The organism is Paenibacillus polymyxa, from assembly GCF_018614975.1.
Lineage (GTDB): Bacteria > Bacillota > Bacilli > Paenibacillales > Paenibacillaceae > Paenibacillus > Paenibacillus polymyxa_E.
The window spans coordinates 129279-148191 of sequence record NZ_JAGGNR010000011.1 but is presented as its reverse complement, the minus strand read 5'-3'; the positions used below and the strand labels follow the sequence as shown (position 1 = coordinate 148191).

Below are 18913 nucleotides of genomic sequence, written 5' to 3'. Positions count from 1 at the left end.
AGTTTATGAAATAAAATTTTTATCACCATGATCTGTGTTATTTCGTTATGCAAAAATACCGTCAATTACTGGATTAAAGATATCCAATAATTGACGGTATTCGTTGGCATATATTACAGAAGTTTATCGGCATGAAATGAACGAATTCAGATATAGGCCGCCAAAAATCCATTTGGCTAGAATCAAATTTGAATCCAAACTATACTTGCCAGCTCACTACTCCTGACCCTTTCAGCTTACCTTATGCTCAATTCTTAGTTTGTCAGCCACCATCGCGATGAACTCTGAATTTGTCGGCTTCGACTTGCTGATGTTGATCGTGTAACCAAACAAGTGGCTGATGCTGTCGATGTTACCACGAGTCCATGCCACTTCAATGGCATGACGGATGGCACGTTCGACGCGGGACGGCGTCGTTTTGAATTTTTCGGCAATGGCTGGATACAGTGTTTTGGTGATTGCGCCCAAAATTTCGATATTGTTATAAACCATCGTAATCGCTTCGCGTAAATACTGATATCCTTTAATATGCGCAGGAACGCCGATTTCATGTATGATGGACGTAATGTTTGCATCCAAATTTTTGTGTTTGCCCATCGGCACCACATTGGATTTGTTCATAAACATGGATGATCCACTGTTGGTAGACATCGCAGTTTGATTTCCAACTAGCTGACGCACACGATTCGCGAGCACTTCCATGTCAAACGGCTTGAGAATATAATAAGAAGCTCCGAGTTGCACGGCACGCTGTGTGATATTCTCTTGTCCGAATGCCGTAAGCATAATGACTTTAGGCTGTGGAGACAGGTTCAGGTCGCGCAAGCGCTCAAGCACACCCAGTCCGTCCAGGTGAGGCATGATAATATCCAGAATCAATACATCCGGCACATCCCGAGTTTGCTCCAGCAGTTGCAGTACTTCTTCTCCATTGTATGCAATACCGGTTACTTCCATATCTTCCTGTTCAGATATATATTCGGCAAGCAAATTCGTAAATTCACGATTATCATCGGCCAGCAATACCTCAATTTTTTGCAAAACGGTATCCTCCTTTAAATTAAACATCGTTTCGTACATTTCCTTACACGTTAAATTTTCGACACAGCAAGTTAAATTCCTCCTGTCGAAAATTATTTTTCTTTATTTTTTTTTCTTGATCCTATATAATAAATAATTCATTTCATTATCCGATATATTATGTTTGCTTTCGACAAAAAAGAACCTCCGGGCTGTTTAACCAGCCTTGAGGTTCTTATCGTTTTCCTTTTTCATCATAACGCCAGCATCTTGTAACATCCATTCAATGAAGCAACCATAACCCGATTTTGGATCATTCACGAATACATGAGTAACTGCACCGATCAACTTACCATTTTGTACAATGGGGCTGCCACTCATTCCTTGAACGATGCCTCCGGTCTTATCCAACAGCTTCGGATCCGTGATTCGAAGTACCAGACCTTTCGTTGCTGGCTCGGTTTGATCTGCTACATGAACAATGTCAATGGAGAAGCGTTCAACTTGTTGACCGTCAACCACGGTAAGTATTTCGGCCGGTCCTTCTTTGACTTCATGAGAGAAAGCGACGGGAATACCTTTCGAATACAAACTGTGCTCAGGATTTCCGGACATTTTACCAAAGATGCCAAAAGCCGTATTACGTTCAATATTGCCCAAAATTTTGCTTTCCTTGAGGAAATGAGCACGTTTTTCACCCGGATCACCGGTCTCACTTTTAGAAATGGACGTCACATTGGACTGAACGATCTGACCACTACCTACAACAATAGATGTTTGTGTGTTCATATCTGTAATGACATGGCCCAGTGCGCCGTATACGCCCTGATCGGGAGCATAGAAGGTAAGTGTGCCAACACCGGCTGCGGAATCACGAATGTATAAACCAAGCCTCCAGGCTTGATCCTCGGAGTCATACGCCGGAGTTAATCGTGTCTTAACCGTTTCCTTACCACGTTTCAACACAACATCAATACCTTTTTTACTTTTACCTGCAAGTTCAACGGCTTCAGAGACACCTGCCACGCCATCAAGACGTTTACCATCCATATGCGTAATCAGATCTCCGAGCTTAATGCCAGCCGCTTCTCCTGGCGATACACGCTCATCCTGCCCAGAATGGACCAGATGATGACCAACCACCAGAATGCCTGCCGATTTAACTTTGACGCCAATCGTTTGACCCCCGGGTACAATACGCAAATCCGGTATCACATTCACATGGACTGTTTTGACGGGAATTTTACCCCACAACTTCAACGTTAATTTGGCATGTCCCGTCTGTTGAGGGTGAAGATGCAAAGGTTGTTGCCTGGTAACATGCATCGCTGCCTGATCATCCAAACCAACGATATCAGGACGATCTACAACGGCGCTTGAAACAGCAGGTACAGCGAGCCGGACATCAGCTTGCCTGCCAGCAAACACTTGCAATTCATCCGGCAGTGAAGCATAACTTTGCACAGGCTGAATGGCCTGGCTAATCACACAAAGAAAGAAGGCAAATAAAAGACCTAGCAATTTCTTCCTGAGGGGGGAATTCAATGGCTGTCACACTCCCTTTGCTTCTTTCGCTTGACGAAAGGTGGTCGCCAATTGCGTACCTATAAGATAACCTCGCCCCCAGGCTTTTATTACTGTCAATCATTACGCCAGCCGTCCGTTTCACCCTTTTTTGGCTTCCGCCAAATTCAGCATTTCCTGTGCGTGATGCAGCGTTTTTTCTGTAATTTCCACGCCGCCCAGCATACGTGCCAATTCCTTCACTCTGCCTTCGTCTGACAGCGATTCCACCTGCGTCATCGTCCGTCCATCGTAAACATGTTTCTCAATGAGATACTGATGATCTGCCATACAAGCCACTTGTGGTAAGTGAGTTATTGAGAAAACCTGACAAGTCGAAGACAAGCGGAACAGTTTTTCCGCAATGGATTGAGCTGCTCTACCGCTAACTCCAGTATCAACTTCATCAAAAATCAACACAGGTATCCGGTCATGTCGCGCAAAGATACTCTTCATCGCCAGCATCATTCTAGACAACTCACCACCTGAAGCAATTTTGCCAAGTGGTCGTAATGGCTCGCCCGGGTTCGGTGAGATCAGGAATTCCGCATTGTCCGCACCATGACGATTCAGACGAATACGACGTCCATTCCATTCAATGCCCTTCGGATCTTCAAAAGGAGTAATCTGAACACGCAGTGTAGTCCGCTCCATTTGCAGATCCTTGAGCTCGCTTTCCACCTGTGCAGCAAGTTCCTCGGCGCATTGTTTGCGAACCTTGCTGAGTTCTTCAGCAGACTCCATCACAAGGTTAAGCATTTTGTCACGTTCAGCTCGCAATTTCTCAAGCCGTTCGTCCTTGTTCTCCAGTTGGTCTGTTTCATGGCTAATCTGATCATAATAACTCAGAATAAGTTCAACACTGTCCCCGTATTTCCGTCTGAGGCCAGAAATCAGATTCAGCCTTTGCTCCACTTCTTCCAGCCTTGCCGGATTAAATTCAATCTTCTCCCGGTAATCCCTTAACTGAAATGTCGCATCTTCCAATTGATAAAATGCAGATTGCAGCTGCTCTACAATCGGTTGCAGTCCTTTGTTATCATATCCAGAAATGTCTTCAATTCTAGAAAGAGCAATGCTTACAGCTTCAAGCCCGCGTTGACCACTGAGCAGATCATATGCACCAGCAACACTGTCCATCATTTTCTCACTATGGGATAGTTTGACCCGTTCTTCCCCGAGTAATTCATCCTCGCCTCGTGTAAGGCTTGCCGCCGCGATCTCCTCAAGCTGAAAGCGATACATGTCCAAGAGTTGATATGCCCGCTGACTGGACTCCTGAAGCGCACGCAGTTCTTTTTCCGCCGTGATAAACTTGCTGTAACGCTCCTGGTACTTCGCTTTGACAGGTCCGATGACTTCCGAGCCATAGGTATCGAGAAGCCCCAGATGGCTCTCTGCACGCAGCAGACTCTGATGTTCATGTTGTCCATGGATATTGATCAGCTTCTCGCCTACTTCCCGCAGCATGGTCAGATTGACCAATTGCCCGTTAATGCGGGACGTACTCTTCCCCTGAGTATTCAGCTCACGCCGAATAACCAAATGCTCTTCAGGCTCACAATGAATACCCAGCTTCTCTAATGTCAGCCAGACCGGATGACTTGGTTCCATCTCAAAAAGGGCTTCCATCTCTGCCTTCTCACATCCGTACCGGATCAGATCAGCTGAACTTCGTCCACCCGCAATTAAGCCAAGTGCATCTATAATAATCGACTTCCCGGCACCCGTTTCCCCAGAAAGTACATGGAATCCCGGATGGAATACAACGTCGACTTCTTCCACCACAGCCAGATTGCGAATCGATAACGTAACTAACATCTGCAAAAACACCTCCGGATGACTAATTCAGATATTATGTTTTTGAACCATTGATTCAAGAGGTTGTTCCAAAAGTCCGCTTTTGATTACGAAGGATGCCTGGTGGCATCATCAACATCGAATATGGAATTCAGCCGAAAAAAGTGGAATGCTTACGAAGTATGTTTCCTTCGGAAACATTGCAGTTGCTCACGTAGTTTCCCTACGCTCCGCTACTCCATTCTAGCTTCATCCCATCTTCTCGGTACTGAAAACCAATCTTTTTGAACACGCACTTTAAGCAATGTAACCCATGATCCGCTCAATAACGGTCACGCTGTTACCTTCAGTCCGGCAGATAATCAGAATGGTATCATCGCCACAGATCGTGCCCATGACTTCATTCCACTCAATATTATCAAGTAAAGCAGCAATGGAATTGGCTGTTCCTGGCAAACATTTCATCACAACCAGGTTGTTTGTGTGATCAATGTGCAAGAAGTTGTCAACAAGTGCACGCTTCAACTTTTGAATCGGATTATATCGTTGATCTGTTGGCAAAGAGTACTTGTATCTTCCGTCGTCCATCGGAATCTTGATTAACAGAAGTTCCTTGATATCCCGGGATACCGTTGCCTGAGTCACCTGGAAACCTGATTTGCGCAGTGCTTCAACCAGATCATCCTGAGTCTCAATTTCATTTTGACTAATGATTTCACGAATCTTGATGTGCCTTTGTCCTTTCATACATGCCTCCAGTTAAATGTATTGCATTAAAGCAGCAATTGTAATTCGCCGCAGACTTTGCCCTGCAATGTTCATTCTCTTATGTTAGTCCAGATCATCCCCATCATACACATCTTCCTGATAGTCCATGAGCCTGATTAACTTAATATCGGAATCCTCCAAGTCAACATACAGCAATCCTTCACAGCCAGGATATAACAACAGATAATTGAGGAAGCGATCCCTTAGCGCAGGGCCAGTCATTTCTAACGGCTGTCTGCGACGGGACGTTTTCACCAGGTATCTGAGATCCTCACGTGCTGCAACATAATCAATGAATAATCTGCTGTAATAAACGGATTCATTGGCCTCAAAAGCCAGAGGGACTTTCATTTTGCCACCGATGACTTCGTAACCCTGTGCTTCAAGCAAATCCAAGGCTGGGGAATCCTGAATCTTCACGTTCAGTTGCATTCCTGACAAGCTGACCGGCATCGGTCGGTTCACCCAATCACGCAGGCCAAAGAACAGCCACAAGATCAAACAGACAGCAAGTACACCTATAAAGATTGTGTCATATTGACCATCCATTATCGCTCACCTCGAAGACATATTCGAGGTTCAGTAACGATTTCCCTTTACATCAATCACCTTTTCAGCGAAAAGAAACCCATCTTATGATGAGTTTCCCGTAAATGTATGAGCTGCTTCCTTCGCAACTTGGTCCGCAAGTGCGTCAAGTGAAGCTGGATCGATCTCTGGTTGTGTTGCCTCTGGTGCTTCCAGACGCCAATGTGCGAGAAATTCGATATTACCTTCTCCACCCGTTATCGGTGAAAAAGTTAAACTCTGCAGATGCAAACCAAGTTGACTGGCAAAATGAAGCATCGTCTGCAACACATCCTTGTGTACCTTCGTATCACGAACCACACCGGACTTGCCTACTTTTTCACGCCCTGCCTCAAATTGAGGTTTAATCAATGCAACGATATCTGCAGGTTGTTGCAAAAAAGCCAGAAGTGGCGGCAATATGATTCGCAGTGAAATGAACGACACATCAATGCTCGCAAAATTCGGCACTGGTCCCGTCAGATCTTCGGGAGTCACATAGCGGAAATTAGTTCGTTCCATAACAGTAACCCGCTCATCATTACGCAAAGACCAGTCGAGCTGATTATAACCCACATCAATAGCGTAGACGTGAGACGCACCATGCTGTAGTGCACAATCCGTAAACCCACCAGTGGATGAACCAATGTCGAGCATGACAAGTCCATTCATATCAAGACCGAAATGACGGATCGCTTTTTCAAGCTTCAATCCGCCTCTGCCGACGTAGGGATGTACCGAGCCTTTAACTTTCAGCTCGGCTTCCCTTGGAATTTTCATGCCAGCCTTTTCGATCGGCTCATTATTGGCATACACCAGTCCAGCCATGATTGCAGCTTTTGCCTTCTCACGACTTTCATAATAGCCCTGCTCAACCAGCAGAACATCAATTCGTTCTTTCGGGAGTGACATGTCTGTCTCCTATCATGTAAATTTACGAAGGAAAACGTGTTTTGGGTATGCCGTAAGATGATTGAACAGCCATTTTGCGCAGTTCAGCACATACATTTTCAACGGTAAGACCCACTTCCTCACGTTGTTCCTTAATACTGCCATGCTCGATGAAGCGATCCGGAATCCCCATCAATTGTACATGAACATCATGCAGTCCCTGTTCTGCATAAAACTCCAGCACTGCACTACCCATGCTGCCTGCTTGGGATGTTTCTTCAAGTACAATCAATTTGGTGCCTCGAACAGCCAGATCACGCAACATTTGCTCGTCAAGAGGTTTCAGGAAGCGAGCGTTGATTACGCCTGCTGTGATACCTTCCCGCTTCACCATCTCCGCTGCTTCTTCTGCAAGCTGCACCATCGACCCTGAAGCGATGACAGCATATCCGTCCGATGGACGCAGTTGCTCCCATGATCCGATTGGAATCGAAACAAGTACATCATCCAGAGGTACACCAACTACATTGTTTCGTGGATAACGGTAAGCAATTGGACCTTCATTATAATCAAGCGCCGTTTTCATCATATGACGCAATTCATTTTCGTCTTTTGGCATCATCAGAACGATATTTGGAATATGGCGCATGAATGCCACATCGTATACCCCTTGATGTGTTTCCCCATCTGGTCCAACAAATCCGGCACGGTCAATGGCAAACATCACGTTAGCGTTATGTCGACAAATATCGTGTACAATCTGATCATATGCACGTTGCATAAATGTGGAATACACCGCAAAGACCGGCTTCAAGCCTTCCATAGCGAGTGCAGCACACATGGTTGCCGCATGCTGTTCTGCAATCCCCACGTCAATCATACGATCCGGAAATTCCTTACTAAAAGGAATCAGACCTGATCCTGTAGGCATTGCTGGCGTTACCGCTACGATCCGCTTATCCTGCTTCGCAAGATCAATCAGCGTTTGACCGAACACTTCCGTGTACATCGGTTTCCCGACTGCCTTCAGGACTTGACCAGATTCAATTTTGTACGGAGAAATCCCGTGCCACTTGTGTGAATCCGCTTCTGCTGGCTGATAGCCTTTTCCTTTGGTTGTCAGCACATGAACGAGCACAGGACCATCCACGTTATCCGCCTGTTTAAAGGTTTCAATCAATTTGGGAATATCATGCCCATCGATTGGCCCCAAATACGTGAAACCCAGTTCTTCGAAAAGAACACCTGGTACCATCATATATTTGACACTATCTTTGATCCAGCTGGCTGATTTGGCCAAACGATCTCCAATAGCAGGAATTTTTTTAAGTATCCCTTCGACATCATCTTTCGCTTTCAGATAATGACGATCCGAACGAATTTTGCTCAAATATTTATGCATGGCCCCAACATTTGGAGCAATGGACATTTCATTATCATTTAGAATAACCATCAGTTTTCTCTGCTCATGACCAATATGATTGAGGGCTTCAAATGCCATACCACCTGTAAGCGCTCCATCACCAATCATCGCGATGACTTGATTATCTTCACCCTTCAGATCACGTGCAAGGGCCATCCCCATCGCAGCGGACAATGAAGTACTGCTGTGGCCAGCTTCCCATACATCATGTTCACTTTCGTTACGTTTAACAAATCCGCAGAGTCCATTGTGTTGACGCAATGTATCAAAGCGATCCATACGCCCTGTCAGGACTTTATGCACATAAGCCTGATGCCCTACATCAAAAATCATTTTGTCTGCTGGACTGTTATAGCAGTAATGCAGGGCTACCGTGAGCTCAACCACGCCTAAATTGGGTGCGAGATGCCCACCTGTAACAGACAGTTTCTCAATCAGAAACTGCCGGATCTCTGCCGACAAAAGGGCAAGATCATCCTGAGACATCGACTTTAGATCACTGGGTTGTTTAATTTGTGGAAGCAGCACGAGAATCTCCCCGCTTTCCTAGATTGTTTAGTTATTGTTGTAAATCAATATATACATTATGAATCAAATGACATTAAAACATTATAACATAAAAGAACAAGAATCATAATTTACTGCTCTATACTCCCGATAACGAGCATTCTCACCAGCAAGTTATTTAGAATTCTTCTCCATATGTATTCCCGCATCCACCCGGACAGACTTTTCCCATCCACTCGGAAAAAGGACATTACATTCATTACACGGTTATACAGGTTTTGAAACAGCGTGTTTTATCAGAATCTAATGGTCTCGACTCATCAGGTAATCTGCAATTTCCAGCAATCTGGATGCATCAGGTAACTCGGCTCTTTCAAGTGCATCTTTTGCAGATTGGGTAAGGGATTTCACTTCATCTACAGAAGCCTCCATACCAATAAAATAAGGATAGGTTACCTTCTGCTGATTCACATCGCTCTGTGTTTTTTTGCCCATCTTCTGCTCGTCGCCCGTCAGGTCGAGAATATCATCTTGAATCTGGAACGCCAAGCCAAGATCACGGCCAAACACACGCAAGGCTTCCAATTGTCCTTCCGTTGCTCCACCGATTCGTGCTCCGGCAATGAGAGAGAACACAATCAGATCACCCGTTTTGTGCAAATGAATATATTGAAGCTGTGCAAGATCAGTCATGCCTTGTTCGCCTTCCATATCCGCAACTTGGCCGCCGACCATGCCTCTTGCTCCAGCAAGTTCAGACATGTCCTCTACGATGGACAGCAACGCATCTGCCGCCACACCACTACGGCGTCCAGCTTGAACAATGCTATAAAAAGCATGGGTTAACAGCGCATCGCCTGCCAATATGGCTGTTGCCTCACCATATACCTTATGATTTGTTAATTTTCCCCTGCGGTAATCATCATTATCCATAGCAGGCAGGTCATCGTGGATCAGTGAATACGTATGAACCATCTCCACGGCGCAGGCTACCGGCATTGCAGCTGTACGCTGTGCACCGAAGGCTTCCGCCGCAGCAACGACCAGAAGAGGACGAAGGCGTTTGCCTCCGGCCATGAGTGAGTACTGCATCGCATCCGTCAGCGATCGGGGTACATCCCAGTGATCGGGAAGCGTATGTTTCAACGCTTCTGTCACTTCAGCTGTGACCTCTTCGAGGTATGCTTGAAACGAAGGACGATTACTCATGGACTTCACCGCTCTCATCGTCAGCAGTTCCGAAAGGCTTCTTGCGAAGCTCTCCATCTTCTTCTACGATCATCTCGATCTTGCGTTCCACTTGTTCCAGCTTCAGACCGCACAGTTGCGAAAGTTTCATTCCGCGTTGGAACAGATCGATGGCCTGCTCCAACGGAACATCACCATGTTCCAGCTGACCTACGATGTCTTCCAATGCCGCCATTGCCTCTTCAAAATTCAATTCCGGTTCATTCGCCATGGGTATTGTCGTCCTCCTTCATTCCCCAAACCTGACAGTCCAGCTGTCCGTCTGTTAATTTAATCTTAATTGAATCTCCAGGCTGTACATCCTTCGTTGACTTGATCAAACGCTGTTCTTGCTCGTCATAGACAAGGCTGTATCCTCGTGACATGACTTTAAGCGGGCTAAGCGCATCCAGATGCCGCACAGATGATTTCCACTGTTGCTGCTTCGATCTGGTTATAGACCTGATTGCAAGTTCAAGTTGTCTGCGTGCTGCCGCATTCTCACGGCGTGCTGCATTGACCTGCTCACGAGGATTGAATCGTTGCAGTGCTGCCCGCAGACGCTCCTGCTTCTCTCCTGTCCATTTCATACGCGTATCCACTGTCCTCAAAAGCCGTTGGTGCATCATATCCAGCCGTTCCGTATGCTGCATCAAGGTACGTCTTGGATGAACCAGCACTGGCGAACGCTGTAATCTTGCGAGCCGTTCACGATTATGTACAGCACGCTGACGCAAGCTATGCTGTAACTGGCGCTGCCGTTGTCCGATCTGATCAAGCAACTCAGCCCGATTAGGTACAGCTAATTCAGCAGCTGCTGTAGGTGTAGCCGCACGCAAATCGGCTGCAAAATCAGCAATAGTGAAGTCCGTTTCGTGCCCAACCGCAGAAATGACAGGAATATCCGAAGCGACTATCGCTCTTGCCACAATCTCCTCATTGAACGCCCACAATTCCTCCAGTGAACCGCCTCCGCGTCCAACGATAAGTACATCGGCTTCTCCCATCCGGTTCAGGTTGCCAATCGCTTTGACAATGGAAGGTGCTGCACCTTTGCCTTGAACCAGAACCGGATACAAAACAACTTTGGCAGAAGGATATCTGCGCTGGAGAGTAATCATGATGTCTCGCACCGCCGCTCCCGTCGGTGAAGTTACAACCCCGATGGTCTGTGGATAACGTGGGATCTGTCTTTTTCGTGAAGGTGAAAATAACCCTTCATCCTCGAGCTTTTTCTTCAGCTGTTCGTAAGCCAGATACAGACTTCCAATCCCGTCCGGCTGCATATGGGTAGCGTAGAATTGATACTGCCCATCCCGTTCATACACCGAGACATTACCACGGGCAATAACCCTTGCACCCTCTTTCGGTACAAAGGGTAATCGCTGGTTATGGGACGCAAACATAATCGACTTAATCCGGCTGTCCTTGTCCTTCAATGTAAAATACATATGGCCGCTGGAGTGATGTGTGAAATTTGAAATCTCCCCGCGTAGCCAGACGTCCGACAGGACCTGATCCGATTCCAGTTTCATCCGGATGTATCGGTTCAGGTCTTTGATGGAGTAGATCTTTTGATCTGCCACAGACAAAACCCTAGGCCAATCCGTGAGCGCGCTTGGCAGCGATCAATGTATTTTGCATCAGCATTGTGATTGTCATCGGACCAACACCACCAGGAACAGGTGTAATTGGACCAGAAACTTCTTTCACACTATCGAAATCAACGTCTCCTGCCAGTTTGCCATTCTCCAAACGGTTCATGCCGACATCAATAACAACTGCACCCGGTTTCACAAAATCAGCATCCACAAAGTTTGCACGACCGATGGCTACAACCAAAATATCCGCCTGACGTGTAATTTCTTTCATGTTTGCTGTACGGGAATGACACATCGTTACCGTCGCATTCTCACGTTGCAGCAACAGGGATACCGGTTTGCCAACGATGTTGCTTCTTCCGATGACTACTGCATGTTTACCGGATATTTCCAGTCCAGTACGTTTGATCAGTTCAATTACACCCGCTGGGGTACATGGAAGCAGACTATCGTCTCCAATGACGAGATTACCAACATTGACTGGATGGAATCCGTCTACGTCCTTATCCACGGCAATCGCATCAATGACCGCTTTTTCTTCGATATGTTTCGGCAGTGGGAGTTGAACTAAAATTCCGTTAATGGATTGTTGATTGTTCAGCTTGTCCACCAGCGCAAGCAGATCTTCTTGGGATGTATCTGCATCCAAGCGATGCACTTCGGAGTAGAAACCGAGGTCGTGACATGCTTTTTCTTTATTACGCACATAGACTTGGGATGCCGGATCTTCCCCGACGAGCACAACAGCCAGACCAGGTACTACCCCCTGTTCGCTAAGCTGTTTTACTTCTGTTGTCATGCTTGCGCGGATCTCTTGGGATACTTCTTTACCGTTAATAATAGATGCTGTCATTGTACTCTCTCTCCCTTATGTGAATATAATTAAATAACTAGCGAACTAAGAAGACAATTTTGCTTTAATGGCATCTACTTCCTGAATCATGCGTCCAAGTACGCCATTGACAAACTTGCCGGATTCTTCTGTGCCAAAATATTTGGACAGTTCGATTGCTTCATTGACAGATACTTTTGCCGGAATATCATCACGGAACACCATTTCATACGTTGACAGTCGTAGAATCTGGCGATCTACACGTGACAGACGGCTGATCTGCCAACCTTTCAAATAATCCACAAGCAGCCCATCAATTGCTTCCTTATTGTTCCAGGCTCCTTGTACCATCTCAGTAACATAAGTACGCATTACATCTGCATCGCGGATAACCACTTCGGTTTCGTTATCCTCAGCGGCCTCATTGATCAACATGTTTACAGCTTCTGCTGCACCCACCTCATTCATTTCCATCTGATACAGACTTTGTACTGCAATTTCCCTTGCCAAACGTCTTTTCATGTCCTGCCTCCTGCAGCGCTCCGTCTGGAGCGTCATCATGCTTATTTTATAATCCATCCAACCATCTCATCAAATCCTTTAATAGATTGATCGATGGCTTCCACGGTATAGTTATTGTTATCCCTTTTCACAAAAAAAACCTGCAATACGTTTCCTCCAAAAAACGGGCAACCTAAACTACAGCTCTATTTTCGGAAGAAACATATTGCAGGGTTCAGGTAGGTCACTTAAACGGACGCCAGCGATCGCCCAGCCATTGTCCCCACTCCCTCCAGGGAATGGACGAACCCAGCTTCGAATCGCTTCGTCTGCCTAACGTATAACCGATGAACACCAAGAGTGCAAAGAACAACATATCCCAAAACCCGATCCATACATAAAGAAATCCAAAAAAGATGCCGCCGATAATTCCGGTAATTCGGCCTCTGTGACTATCCCAAATCTCTTTCCACAGCATCAGTGAAAATCACCTCATTCCACTCGACTCTTGTAGTTAGGCGACTGGGTTACATTAGCGATATACACCGTGACAAAAGAAACCGGTATGCCCGTAATCTCTTGTACATGATCATGTATCGCCTTTTGCAGATCAGAAGTCAGCGCAGGAATAGGTGTCTCGCCATCCACTACCGCACGGATCATAATCTCCAGTCCTGACTCAACCACGCGTATGCGTGCCTTGACATCACGTACTCCCCGGAAACGGGAAGTTGCCTTCAAACAGAGATTCTCAATGGTCTCCATCGAAATCTGTACATCACCAAACTCAGTACGTTGATCTACAGACGGCAACGATGCACGCTCACGCCGAACCGAGATGTAGAAAAACCGTAAACTCAGGATAAACAAAATCGCTGCTGCAATAACCGACGCAACAATAACATTTTGTTCCTGCTGGTAATTCAATTCGTAAGGCAGCACACCGCTGATCAGAAGAATGACGGCTGCCGATATTGCTCCAACGCTTATGCTGTATATAAACAACAGAAGCCGATCCAGTATTTTAGCCACGAACTGCACAGCCTCCCTTGCTCACTAACATGACTTAACCTGTTCACTAGCAAAAAATCAGATCCTCATCTAGCTTTCGCTATCATGAAGACCTGTCCAAGACGGGGATAACCCCCGGCAGAAGATGCCGGGGGAATCTGTCTTCTTTTATTTTACGCGCTGACTGTTCAGGTCGATCTCTTCCACTTTCTCGGTGCTCTTGAACTGAACGTCATGAATGTGCACATTCACTTCATTCACATTCAATCCTGTCATGTTCTCGATGGAACGTTTCACGTTCTGTTGAATCTCCGTAGCTACTTGTGGCAGACGGTATCCGTACTCGATAATTACAGAAACATCAACTGCAGCTTCACGTTGGCCCACTTCAACTTTAACGCCTTTGGAAAGGTTTTTGCGACCAAGCAACTCAGCAAATCCGCCAGCGAATCCGCCACTCATGCCTGCAACACCTTTCACTTCAAGGGTTGCCAATCCAGCAATCACTTCAATAACTTCAGGTGCGATCTGGATTTCACCGATATCCGTTCGTTCAAATTCAGTCGGTAGTGTACTCATAACTGTTCAACACACCTTTCGCGAGATAAGTTTGCGGCCATCCGTCAGGGCGCTGGACTCAGGTCATTCAACCTACAGAACCCTTCCGGTCCGGCTTTACCGGAACTCCTGCAAACATCCGCGAGGTGCGGGCTTATCCTTTGCAGGAGACATGCGCTCTTATTATTACATACTATATCATTTGGGCTACATTATGACAAACAAGCCCAATATACCTTTTAAATCTCGTTTTCTTCAAGAAATTTGATATCAAAGTCACCACGAATAAACGTTGGGTGCTCCAGCAATTTCTGATGGAAAGGGATGGTTGTGGATATGCCTTCAATCGCAAATTCTCCAAGCGCACGCTTCATCTTGGCAATCGCCTCTTCCCGATTCGCTCCCCACACGATCAACTTGGCAATCATGGAGTCATAAAAGGGAGAGATGGTGTAGCCGGGATAAGCTGCACTATCTACACGTACACCTGGTCCTCCCGGTGCAAGATAGAATCCGATTTTGCCTGGTGATGGCATAAAGTTACGTTCCGGATCTTCTGCATTGATACGACATTCAATGGACCACCCGTTGATAACCACGTCTTCCTGACGGAATGAAAGCGGGTTGCCTTCAGCTACCGAGATCATCTCACGGATCAGATCCACGCCAGTAACCATCTCGGTTACCGGATGCTCTACCTGAATACGCGTATTCATCTCCATGAAATAGAATTCGCCATTCGGGCTGAGCAGGAACTCCAATGTGCCCGCTCCCGAGTAATCGACGGCAAGAGCTGCCCGTACCGCTGCTGCGCCCATTTGAGTACGCACCTCTTCGGAGATTATCGGACATGGAGCTTCTTCTACCAATTTCTGGCGACGACGCTGAACAGAACAATCACGTTCTCCCAAATGTGCAGCATTACCGTGTTTATCAGCAATGATCTGAATTTCCACGTGTTTCATACCTGTCAAGAATTTCTCCAGATACACACCAGCGTTGCCAAAAGCCTTTTGAGCTTCCTGCTGAGCAGCTGTAATCTGCTTAATCAGCGTTTCTTCATCTTCGGCAATACGAATTCCCTTACCACCGCCACCAGCAGTAGCTTTGATAATGATAGGATATCCGATGTCTCTAGCAATCATGATTGCTTCTTCCATCGTTTCAACGAGACCGTCTGATCCAGGAATAACAGGCACTCCCGCATCCTTCATCGTTTGTTTGGCAACAGCCTTGTCTCCCATTTTGGTAATGGCTTCAGGGGAAGGACCGATAAACGTAATATTGCAAGATTCGCAAATTTCCGCAAAATCGGCGTTCTCCGCCAGGAATCCGTAACCCGGATGGATAGCATCACAATCCGTCAGCGTGGCTACACTCATCAAGTTGGTAAAGTTCAGGTAACTGTCCTTGGACGGTGTTGGTCCGATACAGTAAGCCTCATCTGCAAGACGAACATGCAGAGAATCCTTATCCGCTTCCGAATAGACGGCTACCGTTGAGATGCCAATTTCACGGCAGGCACGAATAATACGTACCGCAATCTCTCCACGGTTCGCAATCAGTATTTTTTGAAATTTCATTTCGTTTTGTCCTCCTTCGAAGCTCATGCGGTTAGCTGTTAACCAGCTATAACGGTTATTCCGGTTTCACCAGGAAAAGGGGCTGCCCATACTCGACCAGCTGTCCGTTCTCAACCAGCACTTCAACGATTTCTCCCTTGATGTCCGCATCAAGCTCGTTCATCAGCTTCATCGCTTCGATGATACATACCGTTGTTTTCTCAACAACTTTATCACCAGCGCTTACAAAAGGACCCGCTTCCGGCGAGGAAGCTCTGTAAAAAGTACCTACCATCGGAGATACAATTTTATGTAAATGACTTGTAGTATCGACCTGCGGTGCAGCTTCACTTACCACTGCTGACGGCTGTACTTGCGGAGCAGCAATCATTTGCGGTTGCACAGCAGCTGCTTGAACATACTCCGTTTTGCCTGGTTTACGGATCGATAACCGTGATCCTTCATTTTCAATTTCCAACTCTTGAACGGAACTTTCATCTACCAATTTGATCAATTCTTTGATCTCACTCAATTTAAACATTTCCATTATTCACTCCTTCGGCATCATGCCAGTCTCACTAGGACGGTCATATGGCTTTATGTATTATATCATAATCGTTAAAAATGGAAAGAGCCCGAGAGTACAACCAGCTCCCGGGACTTCATTTTCATGATTTGGATTACTGTTCTGTAACGTATTGCACGCTGATTTTGTTTTGGGATACAGCCAATTCTTTCATGACCAGATCCACAATAGATACCGCCTGTTTTACATCCAGTTTGTCACTGAGGACCACAACTTTATACTTGTCGGCATCTTCTTGAACAATCGCATTAGCGAATTGTTGAGAGAGCGTCTCCTCAATGCCAGTGATTTTAGCTTCTTTTTCTTCCAGTGTACGGAGTTGCTCCGTTGCTTTGGCATTCTCCTCTGGTGTTTTACTCAAGTCACCCGCCACGGTCATCAGTTCCTCATACTTGCGATTGTTGCTTTCCTCACGTTGCCACTGGTAGTTCTGGAACTGGCTGCTCGCAGATGCTGTCGTATTCTGCTCTTCCATTTCCTTGAGGACTTCCTCATCTGTCTTGGTTGCAGTGCCGCCTGCCTCACCGTCTGTCTCCGGTGTAGTTGTTGCCCCTTTGTCGGTCTCTTTGTTGGTTTCTTTGCCTGCCTCACCCTTATTCTCGCCTGGTTCTACAGCAGGTGTTTTCTCTGTATTCCCAGCTTCTTCACCTTCCGTAGCCGCAGGTTCTTCCACAGCCCCAGCCGCATTTGGATCACTTTCAACTTCGCCGCTATTCACCACTTCATTTACAACCAAACCTTCTGTAGGATTAAGAATGCCTGCTGTTTCCGTCGCTTCCGCTTGCTTGATTCCATCCACTTGCTGACTGTCAGCCACCGGCGGATTCACTGGGCCAGAATCCTCAGTGAACAGATAATACGCGGACAAAATGACCATCAGACTCAGCATGGAAACGAGCCATACCGTTTGACGTTTGTTATTCATTAGATCTTCCTCCTCAAATTGGCTTCACTCTTATGAGAATTGAATCTTGCGATTCATCACACCAGATTAGTCTTGTTTGCGCGGTACAACCGAGATCCGGTAGGCGGCCACATTCAGTCCTTTTTCCACAGCATCGGTTATCAGTTCCTTCACAACCTTGTTCTCTGCCCCCCTCGCAACCACAAGCACACCACGGATCTGCGGTTTGAGCTTTTTGGTTACTATCGGTGTCTGATCCCCTGCTGTTTCGTACGTAATAATTTCGCCATCGCGGGTATATTGCGTCATATGTCGCTTGCCCCCGTTAGCATCGGTTTCTTCGGTCAGTTGCTGAGAATCCTTCACGTTCCGCTGTACGACCAGTTCTTCTGTGGAATCCACGGTAACCATCACATCAACCGTCCCCACACCCACAATGTTTTCCAGCACACCTTTGATTTTGTCTTCAAATGCAATTTCAATCGCCTGAAAAGGATTCTGTTCTGACGGATCACTCTGTATGGATGCCATGGATGTTGCCGGGTCCGGTGGTTCCCGACCGATATTTTCGGAATCAATTTTTTTGACATTGACAAAAGAATTGAACAGCATGATTCCCACCCCGATCAAACCCAGGATAATCAGCCAGCGGAAGGTTTGATTCCGCCTTGCCCCACCCTCTCCGCCACCCATCCAGGTTTCCATCTTTTTGAACCATTGTTTCATCGGACACCCTCCTTCTCAGAGCACTTCAGCACTTTTCGGCTCTTTCACCTGGACTTTGTTCGCATCAACATCCCACTTTTCAGTCAACAATGTAATAATTTTTACCGCATGTTCTGAACGTGAAGATGTCTCGCTTGGGGTCTTGGTTTCATCTGCCTGGTCACGGATAACAGGCTCAGAAGAAACTTCATTTCCATGATGCTGACTTTCACTCACATCAACCTGTACTTCAGGCACCTCTACCTGACCAATCTGGATGGGTTGCCGGATTTGCTGTGATTCATCCTTATCTGACTCTGTATCTGTGCCGAATATAGGTTGTGTATTTTGAGCGACTTCTTGCTGCGTTGAATTTACTGCTCCTCCTGCATCCTCTCCTGCCATCTCGACCAATACACGCTGGATCACAGGCAATTCGACTGATGAGGCAGCTTCCATCTCGGTTTCATATTTACTCATTGCCAGTTGTACCTCTACGGACCGCACCTTCGCTCCTGTTGTTTCTTCAATCTGACCTTTCATCACATTAGCCAGTTCTTTCGCTGTCCATTGCAGGGATTGCTCCTGTTCATTGGATTGCAGCCGCTTGCCCTGAGCCAAAATCTGTTCGAGTGTTGCATTCCCATCCGATGGAGCATCCATTGCCGACATTGCCCGTTTCAGATCGCCAACCGGATCACTTTTGAGGAGCTTGGTTATGGGTGATAAAAGGGTCAGCAGGATGAGAAGGCTCAGCACAAGCTTGACATAACGTTCCATAGATCGATTGGGCAACAGCATATCCACGAAGGTCGCCAGCAGAACGATCATAATCAATTCCTGGAGCCAGTTGCTCAGCCACCCCATCCTTTCCAACTCCTTTCTTC

20 protein-coding genes are annotated in these 18913 nt (G+C 46.5%); all 20 read right to left on the bottom strand.

What is annotated here, in order from left to right; genetic code table 11:
• Nucleotides 1–231: 231 nt before the first annotated feature.
• Complete coding sequence (spo0A, locus tag J7E78_RS09210) at nucleotides 232–1041, bottom strand: sporulation transcription factor Spo0A (RefSeq protein WP_215075916.1); 810 nt, start codon at nucleotides 1039–1041, stop codon at nucleotides 232–234.
• A 195-nt stretch (nucleotides 1042–1236) separates the two neighbouring features.
• A complete protein-coding gene (gene spoIVB / locus J7E78_RS09205; protein WP_215075915.1) occupies nucleotides 1237–2565 on the bottom strand; it encodes a SpoIVB peptidase in 1329 nt (442 codons plus the stop codon).
• A gap of 120 nt (nucleotides 2566–2685) precedes the next feature.
• Complete coding sequence (gene recN, locus J7E78_RS09200) at nucleotides 2686–4404, bottom strand: DNA repair protein RecN (RefSeq protein ID WP_215075914.1); 1719 nt, start codon at nucleotides 4402–4404, stop codon at nucleotides 2686–2688.
• Nucleotides 4405–4680: 276 nt separating this feature from the next.
• Complete coding sequence (gene ahrC, locus J7E78_RS09195) at nucleotides 4681–5130, bottom strand: transcriptional regulator AhrC/ArgR (RefSeq protein WP_017687604.1); 450 nt, start codon at nucleotides 5128–5130, stop codon at nucleotides 4681–4683.
• Nucleotides 5131–5214: 84 nt separating this feature from the next.
• The gene (locus J7E78_RS09190; protein ID WP_215075913.1) at nucleotides 5215–5700 is read right to left on the bottom strand and encodes a hypothetical protein; all 486 of its coding nucleotides are present in this window, start codon (nucleotides 5698–5700) and stop codon (nucleotides 5215–5217) included.
• A gap of 84 nt (nucleotides 5701–5784) precedes the next feature.
• A complete protein-coding gene (locus tag J7E78_RS09185; protein WP_215075912.1) occupies nucleotides 5785–6630 on the bottom strand; it encodes a TlyA family RNA methyltransferase in 846 nt (281 codons plus the stop codon).
• A 22-nt stretch (nucleotides 6631–6652) separates the two neighbouring features.
• Entirely contained in the window at nucleotides 6653–8560 is a 1908-nt protein-coding gene (dxs, locus tag J7E78_RS09180) for a 1-deoxy-D-xylulose-5-phosphate synthase (protein WP_215075911.1), read from the bottom strand.
• 282 nt (nucleotides 8561–8842) lie between these two features.
• Nucleotides 8843–9748: a polyprenyl synthetase family protein gene (locus J7E78_RS09175; RefSeq protein WP_397330526.1), complete on the bottom strand. Its 906-nt coding sequence runs from the start codon at nucleotides 9746–9748 to the stop codon at nucleotides 8843–8845.
• Complete coding sequence (gene xseB, locus J7E78_RS09170; protein WP_017687599.1) at nucleotides 9741–9998, bottom strand: exodeoxyribonuclease VII small subunit; 258 nt, start codon at nucleotides 9996–9998, stop codon at nucleotides 9741–9743. Before xseB ends, J7E78_RS09175 begins: the two co-directional genes overlap by 8 nt.
• Complete coding sequence (gene xseA, locus J7E78_RS09165) at nucleotides 9988–11352, bottom strand: exodeoxyribonuclease VII large subunit (RefSeq protein WP_150364559.1); 1365 nt, start codon at nucleotides 11350–11352, stop codon at nucleotides 9988–9990. The genes xseB and xseA overlap by 11 nt, the downstream gene beginning before the upstream one ends.
• A gap of 10 nt (nucleotides 11353–11362) precedes the next feature.
• Complete coding sequence (gene folD, locus J7E78_RS09160) at nucleotides 11363–12220, bottom strand: bifunctional methylenetetrahydrofolate dehydrogenase/methenyltetrahydrofolate cyclohydrolase FolD (protein ID WP_215075909.1); 858 nt, start codon at nucleotides 12218–12220, stop codon at nucleotides 11363–11365.
• A 45-nt stretch (nucleotides 12221–12265) separates the two neighbouring features.
• Entirely contained in the window at nucleotides 12266–12721 is a 456-nt protein-coding gene (gene nusB, locus J7E78_RS09155; RefSeq protein WP_215075908.1) for a transcription antitermination factor NusB, read from the bottom strand.
• Nucleotides 12722–12944: 223 nt separating this feature from the next.
• Entirely contained in the window at nucleotides 12945–13178 is a 234-nt protein-coding gene (locus tag J7E78_RS09150) for a DUF2273 domain-containing protein (RefSeq protein ID WP_017687595.1), read from the bottom strand.
• A gap of 14 nt (nucleotides 13179–13192) precedes the next feature.
• Complete coding sequence (amaP, locus tag J7E78_RS09145) at nucleotides 13193–13732, bottom strand: alkaline shock response membrane anchor protein AmaP (RefSeq protein ID WP_017687594.1); 540 nt, start codon at nucleotides 13730–13732, stop codon at nucleotides 13193–13195.
• Nucleotides 13733–13879: 147 nt separating this feature from the next.
• On the bottom strand, nucleotides 13880–14290 hold the full coding sequence (locus J7E78_RS09140) for an Asp23/Gls24 family envelope stress response protein (protein ID WP_017687593.1): 411 nt from the start codon (nucleotides 14288–14290) through the stop codon (nucleotides 13880–13882).
• Nucleotides 14291–14508: 218 nt separating this feature from the next.
• Nucleotides 14509–15852 (bottom strand): acetyl-CoA carboxylase biotin carboxylase subunit, encoded by a 1344-nt coding sequence (gene accC, locus J7E78_RS09135; RefSeq protein ID WP_215075907.1) that lies wholly within the window; start codon nucleotides 15850–15852, stop codon nucleotides 14509–14511.
• A gap of 55 nt (nucleotides 15853–15907) precedes the next feature.
• Complete coding sequence (accB, locus tag J7E78_RS09130; RefSeq protein ID WP_215075906.1) at nucleotides 15908–16372, bottom strand: acetyl-CoA carboxylase biotin carboxyl carrier protein; 465 nt, start codon at nucleotides 16370–16372, stop codon at nucleotides 15908–15910.
• Nucleotides 16373–16511: 139 nt separating this feature from the next.
• Entirely contained in the window at nucleotides 16512–17342 is an 831-nt protein-coding gene (locus tag J7E78_RS09125; protein WP_215075905.1) for a SpoIIIAH-like family protein, read from the bottom strand.
• A gap of 66 nt (nucleotides 17343–17408) precedes the next feature.
• Nucleotides 17409–18047: a stage III sporulation protein AG gene (gene spoIIIAG / locus J7E78_RS09120; protein WP_215075904.1), complete on the bottom strand. Its 639-nt coding sequence runs from the start codon at nucleotides 18045–18047 to the stop codon at nucleotides 17409–17411.
• A 15-nt stretch (nucleotides 18048–18062) separates the two neighbouring features.
• Nucleotides 18063–18893 carry a stage III sporulation protein AF gene (spoIIIAF, locus tag J7E78_RS09115; protein WP_215075903.1) on the bottom strand — a complete coding sequence of 277 codons (831 nt, stop codon included), beginning with the start codon at nucleotides 18891–18893 and terminating at the stop codon, nucleotides 18063–18065.
• Between the last annotated feature and the right edge of the window lie 20 nt (nucleotides 18894–18913).